This window comes from Afifella pfennigii DSM 17143, assembly GCF_000688515.1.
Classification (GTDB): Bacteria; Pseudomonadota; Alphaproteobacteria; order Rhizobiales; family Afifellaceae; genus Afifella; species Afifella pfennigii.
Window position 1 is genome coordinate 1 of sequence record NZ_JHZK01000005.1, and the last position, 12,538, is coordinate 12,538.

Consider the following 12,538-nt stretch of genomic DNA (forward strand, 5'->3'; position numbering starts at 1 on the left):
CGCCCCGGCGCGCGAGATCGCCGACCTCTACAAAAGGCGCTGGGCCATCGAGCTGTTCTTCCGGTGGGTCAAGCAGACGCTCAAGATCAGGCATTTTCTCGGGCGCGGCGAGAACGCCGTGCGCATCCAGATCGCCGTGGCGCTCATCGCCTTCCTCATCCTGCGCCTCGCCCAGGCCGCCCAGAACGCCATTCAAAGCCCGCTCGCCTTCGCCAGGCTCGTGCGCGCCAACCTCATGCACAAAAAGCGCATCGACCGCCTGATCGAGCCACCCCCAGAGCCGTCCAAGGACCCCAACCAAATGCTCCTGCAATGGGCGTGAAATTAAACCGGACAGCCGTGGGCTTGACCATGGCATCTATTCCCGGGGCATTCCACGGGCTTTCGCTACGTTGAGAGGCTGCGGGATGGATTGCCGGGTCAGGCCCGGCAATGACGACAGCCGAGGAAGATGACAGCCGAGGAAGATGACGGGCGAGGAAGATGACGGGCGAGGAAGACGACGGGCGAGGAAGGCGACAAGCGGGCGCAGGCGACGAGGCTAAAGCCAGCCCTGGAGCTCGCGCATCACCACCGTCTTGAGGACATGCATGCCGGCGGCGCTGTCGTTGAGGCAGGGGATGTGGGTGAAGTTCTCGCCGCCATGCTCCTCGAAAATCTCGCCGACGCCGATGGCGATCTCCTCCAGCGTTTCCAGGCAATCGGAGACGAAGCCCGGATTCATCACCGCGACCGATTTGACGCCCTCCTCGGCAAGGCGCGCCACCGTCTCGTCGGTATAGGGCTGCAGCCATTCCTCCGGGCCGAACCGGGACTGGAAGGTGGTGATCAGCTTCTCCTGCGGCATGCCGAGGCGCTCGGCCAGAAGCCGCGAGGTCTTCTGGCAATGGCAGTGATAGGGGTCGCCCTTCTCGAAATAGGATCTCGGCAGGCCGTGATAGGAGGCCACCAGCACGTCCGGCGTGAAGTCCAGCGTCTGGTAGTGCTCCTCCACCGACTGGGCGAGGGCGTCGATATAGGCCGGCTCGTCATGCCAGGGCGGGGCGGTGCGGATGGCCGGCTGCCAGCGCATCAGCTTCAGCGCGTCGAAGGCCTTGTCGTTCACCGTCGCCGTCGTGGTGGCGCTGTATTGCGGATAAAGCGGCACGATGAGAACCTTCTCGCAGCCCTTTTCCTGAAGCGCGGTCAGCTTTTCCGCGATGGTGGGATTGCCGTAACGCATCGCCCAGTCGACCTGCAGCCGCTCTTCGGCGGCGAAATCGGCGGCGAGCTTGTCCGACTGGCTGCGGGTGAAGGTTCTGAGCGGCGATTCGTTCAGCTCCTTGTTCCAGATCGTGGCATAGGCCTCGCCGCTCTTTTGCGGCCGCTTGGACAGCACGACGCCGTTGAGGATCGGCCACCACAGAAGCCGCGGCGTCTCGATGACGCGGCGGTCGGAGAGGAACTCCTTCAAATAGCGGCGCATCGGCCAGTAATCGGTGCCGTCGGGCGTGCCCAGATTGATGAGCAGCACGCCGATCCGCCCGGAACGCACCGGCGGGTGATCGGCGGGCAGGACCCGCTCCTTCATGTCGTCGCGGCGGGAGGTGGAGCCGGAATCGAAATATGGCCGCTCCGTCAGGGCGGCATCCCGCGTCTTGGCGTTCAGGCGGCGAAATGCACTCATCTTATGCGATCTGGACTGTCCTTGGCGGTGGATGTCACCGGATTGTGTGAAGGTCTTGGTAGCACAAAGCGCAGCCGTGCGCATTGATCCGGCTCGCCGGTCTGGAAATGGTGTAACCTGGGAAGAAAAAGGAGGGGTCAAGGCGATGTTTCGTTCCCTGCGGTGGTTTGCCGCGCTGGCGCTTGCCGGTCTTATCGCCGTTTCGGCCGTGGCGGCGGAGACGGCGCAGGTGACATTCTTGCTCGTCAACGACGCCGACCAGATGGCCGGCTCCAGCGACAGCCGCGGCGGCTATGCGCGCATCGCCGCCGCCGCGCAGGCGGAGCGGGCCAAGGGGGGCACGGTTTTGCTCGTGCATGCGGGCGATGCCATCTCGCCCTCGCTGATGTCCGGCTTCGATAACGGCGCCCATATCGTCACGCTTCTCAACCTCTTGCAGCTCGATGCCTTCGTGCCGGGCAACCACGAATTCGATTTCGGCGAGGAGATTTTCCGCCGGCGCATGGCCGAGGCGAATTTCCCGCTCCTGGCGGCAAACCTCGCCGATGCGGAGGGCAAGCCGCTGCCGGGCTTCCGAAGCTCCAGGATCGTCGAAGTCGGGCCTGCGAAGATCGGCATTCTCGGCCTCACGGCGGAGGATTCCTACGTCAAAGCCAGCCCCGGCGCGCTGAAGATCACGCCGAGCCTTGAGGCCGGCAAGCGCGAGGCGGAGGCGCTGCGCCAGGCCGGCGCCGATTTCGTCGTCGCCGTCGCCCATGCCGGCCGCGCCGTCGACCGCGAACTCTTCCAGAGCCGGGCCTTCGATCTCATCCTGTCGGGCGACGACCACGATCTGATGGTCTTCTTCGACGGCCGGACCGCCATGGTGGAGGCCAAGGAGCAGGGCGAATTCGTCATGGCGGTCGACATCACGCTCAACATCGCGCAGGAGGAAGAGCGGCGAGATGTCGATTGGTGGCCGGCCTTCCGCCCCATCGACACCGCCTTGGTCGTGCCCGATCCGCAGGTTCAGGCGAAGATCGAGGAGTTTCAGGCCGACCTCACCAAGGAGCTCGACGTGGCCGTCGGCACCACGGCTACCGAGCTCGACAGCCGCCGGGCGACGGTGCGTTCCGGCGAAGCGGCGATCGGCAATCTCGTCGCAGACGCCATGCGCGCCGGCGTCAAGGCCGATGTCGCCATCACCAATGGCGGCGGCATCCGCGGCAATCGCATCTACGATGCCGGCACCGAGCTCAGCCGTCGCGACATCCTGGAAGAGCTGCCCTTCGGCAACCGCACGGTGAAGCTCGAGATCACCGGGGCGGGCATCCTGGAGGCGCTGGAGCACGGCTTTTCCGGCGTGGAGGAAGGGGCCGGCCGCTTCCCGCAGGTTTCCGGCATGCAGGTTGAGGTGGACCTTTCAAAACCGGTGGGAAGCCGGGTTATCGCCGTGACGATCGGCGGCCAGAAGCTTCGGCCTGCCAAGACCTATACGCTCGCCACCAACGATTTCATGGCGCGCGGCGGCGACGGCTACGAGGCCTTCGCGGCGGCGACGCCGATCCTCGGCGAACGCGACGGCAGGCTGATGGCGAGCGACGTCATGGCCTATATCCGCGCCGCCGGCGAGGTGGCGCCGAGGCCGGAGGGGCGTATCAGGGTGAGGGGCTAGCCAGAGCGTACCGCGCCGGCCGTGTACTCCCCGCCCTCCCCTTGAAGGGGGAGGGTCGGGCCGGAGGCCCGGGGTGGGGTGAAGCCACAAGCTCTGCGGCGGATCGATCACCCCGTCCCGCCGCTGCCGGCTCGCGCCGGAGCGACGACCTCCCCCCTCGAGGGGAGGAGGGAGCCTGGCGCCGGTTCTGAGGTTTCGCCTAGTCGTATTTGCGCTCGTCGGAGATGACCTTGCCGTCATTGGGCAGCGAGCCGGGCGCCACTTCCTCCACCTCGCCGCGCAGATGGGTGATGTCGCGGAGCGCCTCCGCGATCGCCTCCGTGGAGCGGATGTCGCCCTCGCGCGAGCCCTCCACCATCAAGAGCATCTTGTCCTGCTCGCCCTCGCGCAGGACGAGGAGGCGGGCCCTGGAGACTTCCGGCCGGCGCTTCAGGAGCTCGGCGATCTGCGCCGGATCGACGAACATGCCCTTCACCTTGGTGCGCTGGTCGGCGCGGCCGAGCCAGCCCTTGAGGCGCATATTGGTGCGCCCGCAGGGGCTTTCCCCCTCCAGCACCGCCGATAGGTCGCCGGTGGCGAAGCGCACCAGCGGATAGGCCGGGTTCAAGGTGGTGACGACGACCTCGCCGACCTCGCCGTCGGGCACCGGATCGCCCGTTCCCGGCCGGACGATCTCCACCAGCACCGTCTCGTTCACCACCATGCCGGGGCAGACGCTGCCGTCGTCGGCGCGGCCCTCATAGGCGATGAGGCCGATATCGGCGGTGGCATAGGCCTGCATGACGGCGATGCCGCGTTCCTGGTATTCCTCGCGCAGGCTCGGGAACAGGGCGCCCCCGGAGACGAGCGCCTTGTTCAGGGAGGAGACGTCCGTGCCGTTCTCCGCCGCCTTGTCGAGGATGACTTTGAGGAAATCCGGCGTACCGAGATAGGCGGTGGCCTTCAGCGCGGCTATGGCGCCGGCATGGGCCTCTGAATTGCCCGGCCCGGCCGGATAGACCGTGCAGCCGATGGCGCGCGCGCCCTCGTCCAGGATGAAGCCGCCCGGCGTCATCTGATAGCCGAAGCAATTGATCACCATGTCGCGCGGGCGGAAACCGGCCGCGTGCAGGGCCCGGGCGGCGTGCCAGGGATCGCTTTCGGGCGGCTGCGGCTCCCAGATCGGGCCCGGCGACATGAAGACACGTCCGCCCCTCAAAGCCTTGGCCGGGACGAAGCCGCCGAAGGGCGGGTCCTCGGCCTGCATCTCCATCAGCTGCGCCTTTCTCAGAATGGGCAGGCGCGCCAGCGCCTCGCGCGAGGTGAGGCTGCGCGGCTCGATGCCGGCGAGATGGCGCTGAAGGCCCGGCGCGTCGAGGAGGGCCTGGGTGAGGAAGGGCACGAGGCGGGAGAAGAAGTCCCGCTCGCGCTCCTGCCGGGGCCGCGTTTCCAAGACATCGAAATGATCGCTCATCGTCCTCGCCTTCCCTTTCCGGCGGCGCAATTTCACGCCGGTCGCCGCGTCCGCAATCGTCCGCCTTGACACCCTTCAAGGCCAGACCCTAAATGCGCCTCGCTCGCCAATGCGCCGCATTGGTCGCGGCGGGGCCGTAGCTCAGATGGGAGAGCGCTGCAATCGCACTGCAGAGGTCAGGGGTTCGATTCCCCTCGGCTCCACCAGTTTTCGGGTGGGCGATGCCGCCCGCCAACCCATCGCGCTCGCCCCGGTTCGAGGTTCCTCCTCTTGCCTGCGCCAGCATCCCGCCCTTGCATGAGACATCAACGCCGCCTCAACTGTCTTTCGACCGCCCTGTGCCGGAGCGGCCGCCGCCGCATCGCCGTTAGGCGCAGGCTGGGCTGAGGCGATGGAGGAGGCGGCGGTCGCCGATTATTACAGCCATGCCCGCCGGGAGGTCCTGCCCTTCCTGCCGGAACGCTCGGCGCGCCTCCTCGACCTTGGCTGCGGAGCCGGCGCCACCGTGGCGGCGATCCGCGGCGTGCGGGAGGTGGAATGGGCGGGCGGCGTGGAGCTCGACCCGAAGGCCGCGGCGATCGCCCGCACCCGCCTTGACCATGTGGAAGAGGGCCGGCTGGAAGAGGCGCGCCTTGAAGAGGTCGTCTCGCCCGGCAGCCTCGATCTCATCTTGTGTCTCGACATCCTGGAGCATCTCGTCGATCCCTGGGCACAGGTGCGACGGCTCTCGCCGCTCCTCGGCCCCGGCGGCCGGCTCATCGTCTCGGTGCCGAACATCCGCCATTGGAAGTTCATCTGGCGGCTTCTGACCAAGGGCGATTTCCGTTACCGCGAGGCGGGGCTTCTGGACGCCACGCATCTGCGCTTCTTCACCTACGAGACGGCGACCGAACTCGCCACGGCCGGCGGCCTGGAGCTCATCACCTGCCGCAATGCCACGCGCTACGGGCCCTTGGAGATCCGCCGCTGGCTGGCGGCGGCGACGGGCGGGCGCGCCGACAAGCTGCTCGCCAAGCAGTTCATCGTCGTGGCCGGCCGTCGATGAGCGCCATGCAAGGCGGGCAGGCCACGGAAGGTGAGGTGACGCGTCTCGTCGTCGCCTACAATTCGGCCGAGGCGCTCGCCTGGCAGACGGCGAATTCGGCGCCCCTGCCGACGCTGCTGGTCGACAATGCCAGCGCCGACGACACGCTGGCGCGGGCGCGCCGGCTCGGCCTTCGGACCCTCGCCCTGCCGGCCAATATCGGCTTCGGGCGGGCTGTCATGGCAGGTCTCGCCGAGGTTGAGAGCGAGTTCGCCCTCATCGTCAACCCGGATGCCGCCGCCGATGCCGCCGCCGTCGCCGCGCTCCTCGAGGCGGCGCGGCGCTACCCGGAATGCGACCTCTTCGTGCCGCGGATCGTCGACGAGGAGGGCGCCGTCTTCTTTCGCTGCGAGACCTGCTTTGAGCCGCGCCAGCGGCACCGCGAGCCGCCGCAGGGGGATGCCTGCGTGCCGGTCATCTCCGGGGCGGCGATGCTGGTCAGGGTGGCGCCGTTTCGCGCCTTCGGCGGTTTCGATCCGAATATCTTCCTCTATTTCGAGGAGGACGAGCTGTGCTTCCGCTACCGGGCGGCGCGGCGGCCGATCATCTACGTGCCCGAAGCCGGCATCCTGCATCTGCGCGACGGCTCTTCCCAGCCGGATAGAGGGACGAGCCGGCTGAAGGATGTCTCCTTCGGCTGGTCGCTCGCCTATGTGATGGGCCGGCACGGACGTGGCAGCCGGGGCGCGGTGCTTGCCGCGATGGCGGGCAAGATCCCGGCCTACCTGCTTTTCGGCCGCTGGGGGCGGGCACGCCGGCAATGGCGGCGCGTGGCGGGCTTCCTCGCCGCGCTGCGCGGGCGGCCGGCGCCCTTCATGCCACCGGCGGGCTGAGCCCGGCGTGCGCCTGCCGCTTGTCGCGCGCGCCTGCCGCTTGTCGCGCGCGCCCGCGCTATGATGCGGCGGCGCTTTCGCTTTTCTCCTGCACCGTGACGGGGAACTGGGTGCGCGTGCGTGTGTTGGTGCCTGCAAAATCACCGGTGCGGGCCCGCCGGGCTCGGCCGATGACACGGAGGTTTTAGATTGGTCCAGGACACATTGCTTTATCAGCTCGCCCAGGCCGGCAAGGCGCAACGGGTGTTCATCGCAACGAAGCTCAGGGAGGTAGGGCTGCATCCGGGACAGGATTCGGTCCTGATGCTGATCAAGGAGAAGGGCTCCGTCTGCCTTTCCGATCTCGGCCTGCTTCTGGCCATCCAGCCGCCGACGGTGACGAAAATGACGGTGCGGCTGGAACGGGCCGGCTATATCTTGCGGCGCAGCTCTCCCCAGGATCAGCGCAAATGCATGATCGATCTCACCGAGAAGGGCGAGGAGAAGGTGGCGGAGCTGGAAGAGCTCTGGCGCAGGGCCGACGAAGAGGCCATGCAGGGCGTCTCGCCCTCCGCGCGTGCCTTTCTGGGAGAAACGCTCTGCGATCTGGAGAGCGTGCTTTACCGCAGGGCCGGCCGCTGGAAGGCCTATGGCAAGGAGACGAGCCGGGCACGCGCGCCGCGCCAGCACGGGCACGGCGGCCATGCCGGCGCTGTCCCGGTTTCCGTGCGCGAAAGCGCCCTTTGACAGGGCGGCCGTGATTTGAGCACAGTCCCGGATGTGCCGTCCGCAAGGGGAAAAAGATGATCAGAGCGCGGCCGAGCATATCCGGCTCCGTCATGGCTTCACCTCACATATCGTCCGACGCGAAGGATGACGATTTGAAGGAACAGCTCGCCCGCCTCGGCGAAGAGGTGCTGGCGGAAGAGGTGCCGGATCGCCTTTTGAAGGCGTTGATCGGCGAGGCGCCACCCGCCGCCGAGAGCGAGGCGACGGCGACGTCTGGCCAGCCCGATCCGGTCGGGCGCGAGGACGGCGACGAGGACGGGGACGATCCCGCGACTTAGCAGCCTGCTGGGCCGACCGCCCGTTCCGGCGCCGGGACGCCGGCCCTAGGGCGTGTCGCCCGCCTCTTTCTGAGCATGCGGTTGCATCAGCTGCAGGAGCCGGGCGCGAGCGCGCGATACCCGCGAGCGCACCGTGCCGATCGGGACGTCGAGCAGCCGTGCCGCCTCCTCGTAGGGCACGCCCTCCACCGCCGTCAGAAGCAGAATCTCGCGATGCTCCGCAGAAAGCAGGCCGAAGGCCTCGCCCACCTCGCCGAGCTCCACTGCCGATTCCTGGCCCGGCTCGCTATGGGTGAGCGGCTCGTGGGTAAGGTCGGCCTCCACGCGGCGGCGATTGGCGCTCTTGCGCAGATCGTTCTTGTAGATGTTGCGCAGGATGGTGAAGAGCCAGGCTTTCAAATTGGTGCCCGGTTGAAACCGATCCAGCGAGGCAACGGCCCGCACCAGACATTCCTGCACAAGGTCGTCGGCCCATTCGGCGTCCTGGACCAGGTATCGCGCGAAGCGGCGCAGATGCGGGATCAGCGCCTCGATTTCGCGTCGCGTATCGGCGGTCGGTTCCCTCTCCAGCATCTCCCCGTCACGGTTCGTTCACGCCCTCGCGCGGACCTGCATCATCTTTGTGGCACATTCGCAGCATAGGTTGAACGTCGAAGGTCGTTAGTTGGCTATGCGCAAAGTTCGCGCATGCGGCTGATGTCCTGTCGGGTGCGTGCTACCCTGCACCGCGACTTGGCGGACCGTGGATTCCCGCAGAATTTACACAAATGAGCGTCCTGCGCCGTGGGCGCCCCAAGAAGGCCGGGAGGACCAAAATGGCAGGCATCTCTTCGAACGTGAAGCTGGCGGTCGCCCGGCTGCGCCGCTACGCCTTCTGCCTCTACGGCTCTCTCGCGCAGGGCGATGCCGCGGTGGAGGAATGCCTTCGGCGCGTCGATCTGGATCGCCTTCAGGACGGTCCGGACGCCCTTCTAGGGTTGTTCCGCAGCTTTCACGCCGATCGCGCCGGCAAATCGGTGCCGCAATGGCTGAGCAACGGTCGCTCGCTCGATGAGGAAGCGCTGCATGGCAGCCTGCTGCGCCTGCCCTTGCCGCAGCGGCAGGCGCTGATCCTCAGCGAGGTCTGCGATTTCTCACTGGCGGAGGTGGCGCAGGTTCTCGATCTTTCCGAGAGGGAAGTGCGCGCGCGCATCGCCGACGGCTACCGGGTTCTGCGCGAGCCGAAGATGTCGGCGCTGATCATCGAGGACGAGCCGCTTCTTGCCGAGGACATCTCGGTGATCGTCTCCGGTCTCGGCATCCGTGTCGTCGGCACGGCCCACAGCGAGAAGGAGGCCGTCTTCAAGGCGGCGGAAACGCGGCCGGGCCTCATTCTCGCCGATGTCCGCCTGTCGCAGGGCAGCGGGCTCAGCGCCGTTAACACCATCCGCCGCTTCCACGCGCCGCGGGTCGCCTTCCTGACCGCCTTCCCTTCCGAGGTTCTAAGCAGTCAGGGCGAGCGCGAATCGTTGATCGTCGCCAAGCCTTTCGAGCGCGACGCCGTGGAGGCGGCCGTGCGCAAGCTGGCCGGGATGGTCGCGGCGGCCTGATCGGGCTCAGTTGGGCGGCGCGATCAGGCGCAGAAGCTCCACCAGCGCCCGCTGATCGATGGGTTTGGGCAAAAAGGGCGCATCGGCAAGGTCGGGCTCCAGGACGTCCGACGGGGCGTGGGCGCTGGCGATCAGGTAGGGGATGCCCCTTTCCTTCAGATCGCGGGCGACATCGCCGGCGATCTCGTCGCCGAGATTGAGGTCGAGAAGCGCGACGCCGAAATTCTCCTCCGCCACCATCCGCCGCGCCTCGGCGACCTCGCCGGCGATGCCGACGACGGGCCAGCCGGCCGCCTCCACCGCCTCCTGCATGATGGAGGAAAGCAGCGGCGAATCCTCCACGATCAGCACGCCCGGCGCGGCGTCGACGGGGCCGGGCGGCGCTTCGGCGAGCGCCGTCTCGCGCTGTGTCTCCTGCGGGCGCGCCATCTGCGGCTCGGCGAGGGTGAGAGGAAAGCTGCAGCTAAAGCCATCGGCGAGGAACTCCAGCTCCGGCTCGCCTTTCAATTCCGCCTTCAGCATGGAGCGGATGACGAACATGCCGAAGCCGTCCGGCTGGCGCTCGGCGGGCTTGGCGCCGCTTTCGCGCCAGAGAAATCGAAGCGCCTCCCCGTTCGACGGCGGCTGCCAGGAGATATGCAGGCGACCTTGCTCGCTCGCCAGGGCGCCGTGGCGGGCGGCGTTGCTGGCCAGTTCGTGCAGGACAAGGCCGATGCTCTGGGCAAGCCGCGGCTCCAGCATCGTCTCCGGCCCTTCGATGTGCAGCTTGCCGGGGTCCTGCGAGGCATAGGGCTCCACGATGCGCGCGACCAGCGCGCGAAGACCGGCGCCCGCCCAGCCGGAACGGCTGAGAAGGTCGTGGATCTGGGCCATGGTGTCGATGCGCCCGCGCAGCGTGCGGATGTAGGATTGGATCGTATGGGTGCCGGAACGGCTCTGTGCGGCGATGGCGCTCAAATTCGCCAGCATGTTCTTGACGCGATGGTCGAGCTCGGCGAGGAGCTGCGCCTGGCGGCGCTGCACGCTCACCACCTCGCTGATATCGGAGGCGAAGCCGAACAGCCGCTGCGGCTCGCCGTCGGGCCCGAAAGTCAGATAGGCGCGGTCCCAAATATCGATCCAGCGCCCCTGCGCGTGACGCACGCGATAGGTGACCCCGAAACTCTCGCGCAGGCCGTGCTTCAGCTCTTGGCGTATGGCGAGCAATCCGGGAAGGTCGTCGGGATGGATGAGCGAGGTCCACCATTCCACCCGGTCGGTGCCGGCCGGCTCGGGCATGCCGACCAGGCCCGCGAAGCCTTCGTTGGTGTGGACCTCGCCGCTTTCCATGTCCTGCTCATAGACGAGACCGGTGACGGCGCGCAGCGACAGGCGGTAGCGCTCCTCCTGCTCCTCCAGGCGCCGTTCGCTCCCCTGGCGCTCGATGGCGACGGCGAGGATGTTGGCGACCGCCTGAACGAAGCCGATATCATCCTCGCTGAAGCGATCGCTCTGACAGGCATGCACGCCGAGAACGCCCCAGGGCCTTTCCGGCTCGCCGATGAGGACGCTGACGCCGCTTTTCACGTCGTGCTCGGCAAAGAGGGGCGAGGCGCGGAAGCGCGTCTCCGTGGCAAGGTCGTGGATGACGACGGCGGAGCCGCTCATCAGCGTGAAGCCGGCCTGCGAGCTCTCGCCGCTCTCCACATAGGCGCGGCCGATCAGCCGTTCGTTCCATCCCTCGCCGGCGACGAGAACAAGGCCCTCGCCATCCGGCTGAAGCTGCAGAACCTTGCAGTAATCGCAGCCGAGTGCCTGGGCGGTCTGCCGGGCGGCGGTGGCGAAGAGCTGGCTCAGCGCCGTTCCGGCCAAAGCCGTGTTGCCGAGCTCGGCGACGACGCGCTGCTGCTCCTCCCGGCGAAGCAGGCTCGCCGCCGCCGCTCCCTTGCCGGCGGGTGCCTCCTGGCCGGCCTCAAGCTCGGCAAGGCGTGCGCGAAGCGCGCGGTTTTCCTTCATCAGCGCGGCGAGCGCGGATTTGTCGGGGGATGGGCTGTCGATCTCGCTCATGCTCACATGCGGCTTAAGGTGGCGACGACCTCGTCGTCACCTTTCCCGCGTCAACGAGCGAGAGGCGCACTGGTTGCGAGCTGACCGATCGGAGCCAAGCCCGTCCGCGAACGTTTCCGGTGCCGGCGCGGACGGGCGCGGCAGGAGGCGGCTATTCCTCCAAATGCGCCTTCACCGCGGCAAGACCCTCCTCGCCGGAGAGCGTCGTCACGCCCTCCAGCCAGGCATCGAGCGTATCGGGATGGGCGGCGAGCCATTCCTTGGCGGCGGCCCGCGCCTCCTCGTTGTCGTTGAGGATGGCGCCCATGATCTCGTTCTCCATGGCCAGGGTGAAGCGCAGGTTCTTCAGGAGCTGGCCGACGTTCGGACATTCCTCCAGATAGCCCTTGCGCACATTGGTGAAGACCGTGGCGCCGCCGTAATTCGGGCCGAAGACGTCATCGCCGCCGGCAAGGTACTCAAGCTCGAAATTGGCGTTCATGGGATGCGGCTCCCAGCCGAGGAAGACGATCGGCTCCTCGCGGTCCACGGCCCGGCGCACCTGGGCGAGCATGCCCTGCTCGGAGGATTCCACCAGCTCAAAGCCGGACAGGCCGAAGGCGTCGTTCTCGATCATGTCGAGGATCAGCCGGTTGCCGTCATTGCCCGGCTCGATGCCGTAGATCTTGCCGTCCAGCTCCTCCTGGAACGCGGCGATGTCGGCGAAATCCTTCAGCCCCGCCTCGTAGGTATAGGCCGGCACGGCTAGGGTGTATTTGGCGCCTTCCAGATTGGCCGGCTCGATGGTTTCCACCGTGCCGTCGGCGCGATAGGGCGCGATGTCGCCCTCCATGGTCGGCATCCAATTGCCGAGAAAGACGTCGATGTCGTTGTTCTTCAAGGATGCATAGGTGACGGGCACCGACAGAACCTTCACCTCCGGCTCGTAGCCGAGGCCTTCCAAGACCACGGAGGCGAGCGCCGTGGTGGCGGTGATGTCGGTCCAGCCGACATCGGAGAAGCGCACCTCCTTGCAGCTCTCCGGCTCGCCCTGCGCCTGCGCTGCGCCGGCGAGCGAGAGCGCCAGGAAGCCGCCGCCGACAGCGGCCAGAAGGTGGCGTTTGATAGGCGTCATGAAGAGGTCTCCCGTCCTGTCTTTCTTGGATCGTTTGCCGCGCGCATCGAACC

Annotated in this window: 12 protein-coding genes and 1 tRNA gene; 8 read left to right on the forward strand and 5 right to left on the reverse strand. The window is 67.4% G+C overall.

Going from position 1 to position 12,538, the window contains the following annotated elements:
- Positions 1-322: IS4 family transposase (locus tag Q331_RS20190; RefSeq protein WP_034491222.1), on the forward strand; the 322-nt coding region annotated here is incomplete at its 5' end.
- A gap of 219 nt (positions 323-541) precedes the next feature.
- On the opposite strand, the gene hemH is transcribed toward Q331_RS20190, so the two are convergent.
- A complete protein-coding gene (hemH, locus tag Q331_RS0105735; RefSeq protein ID WP_026379892.1) occupies positions 542-1,570 on the reverse strand; it encodes a ferrochelatase in 1,029 nt (342 codons plus the stop codon).
- A gap of 241 nt (positions 1,571-1,811) precedes the next feature.
- Between hemH and Q331_RS0105740 the strand changes: the two genes are divergently transcribed.
- On the forward strand, positions 1,812-3,320 hold the full coding sequence (locus Q331_RS0105740) for a bifunctional metallophosphatase/5'-nucleotidase (RefSeq protein WP_034491225.1): 1,509 nt from the start codon (positions 1,812-1,814) through the stop codon (positions 3,318-3,320).
- 199 nt (positions 3,321-3,519) lie between these two features.
- Here Q331_RS0105740 and Q331_RS0105745 read toward each other — a convergent pair whose 3' ends face one another.
- A complete protein-coding gene (locus Q331_RS0105745; RefSeq protein WP_026379894.1) occupies positions 3,520-4,773 on the reverse strand; it encodes a phenylacetate--CoA ligase family protein in 1,254 nt (417 codons plus the stop codon).
- 130 nt (positions 4,774-4,903) lie between these two features.
- Here Q331_RS0105745 and Q331_RS0105750 point away from each other — a divergent pair.
- From Q331_RS0105750 to Q331_RS0105770, 5 genes are all read left to right on the forward strand, one after another.
- A tRNA-Ala gene (locus tag Q331_RS0105750) sits at positions 4,904-4,979 on the forward strand.
- Positions 4,980-5,164: 185 nt separating this feature from the next.
- Entirely contained in the window at positions 5,165-5,818 is a 654-nt protein-coding gene (locus Q331_RS20195) for a class I SAM-dependent methyltransferase (RefSeq protein WP_051630669.1), read from the forward strand.
- Positions 5,815-6,690, forward strand: a complete 876-nt coding sequence (locus Q331_RS20200; protein ID WP_051630671.1) for a glycosyltransferase — start codon at positions 5,815-5,817, stop codon at positions 6,688-6,690. The genes Q331_RS20195 and Q331_RS20200 overlap by 4 nt, the downstream gene beginning before the upstream one ends.
- 189 nt (positions 6,691-6,879) lie before the next feature.
- A complete protein-coding gene (locus tag Q331_RS22910) occupies positions 6,880-7,416 on the forward strand; it encodes a MarR family winged helix-turn-helix transcriptional regulator (RefSeq protein ID WP_156953269.1) in 537 nt (178 codons plus the stop codon).
- Positions 7,417-7,550: 134 nt separating this feature from the next.
- Positions 7,551-7,736 carry a hypothetical protein gene (locus Q331_RS0105770; protein WP_026379895.1) on the forward strand — a complete coding sequence of 62 codons (186 nt, stop codon included), beginning with the start codon at positions 7,551-7,553 and terminating at the stop codon, positions 7,734-7,736.
- Positions 7,737-7,781: 45 nt separating this feature from the next.
- Here the strand turns inward: Q331_RS0105770 and Q331_RS20210 are convergent, their stop codons facing one another.
- Positions 7,782-8,309, reverse strand: a complete 528-nt coding sequence (locus tag Q331_RS20210) for a sigma-70 family RNA polymerase sigma factor (RefSeq protein WP_051630675.1) — start codon at positions 8,307-8,309, stop codon at positions 7,782-7,784.
- Positions 8,310-8,551: 242 nt separating this feature from the next.
- Between Q331_RS20210 and Q331_RS0105780 the strand changes: the two genes are divergently transcribed.
- Positions 8,552-9,325, forward strand: a complete 774-nt coding sequence (locus Q331_RS0105780) for a response regulator (RefSeq protein WP_034491228.1) — start codon at positions 8,552-8,554, stop codon at positions 9,323-9,325.
- Positions 9,326-9,331: 6 nt separating this feature from the next.
- Here Q331_RS0105780 and Q331_RS0105785 read toward each other — a convergent pair whose 3' ends face one another.
- Together Q331_RS0105785 and Q331_RS0105790 are read right to left on the reverse strand one after the other, a co-directional pair.
- Positions 9,332-11,371, reverse strand: a complete 2,040-nt coding sequence (locus Q331_RS0105785; protein WP_026379897.1) for an HWE histidine kinase domain-containing protein — start codon at positions 11,369-11,371, stop codon at positions 9,332-9,334.
- Between the two features lie 151 nt (positions 11,372-11,522).
- The gene (locus Q331_RS0105790; RefSeq protein ID WP_026379898.1) at positions 11,523-12,485 is read right to left on the reverse strand and encodes a choline ABC transporter substrate-binding protein; all 963 of its coding nucleotides are present in this window, start codon (positions 12,483-12,485) and stop codon (positions 11,523-11,525) included.
- Between the last annotated feature and the right edge of the window lie 53 nt (positions 12,486-12,538).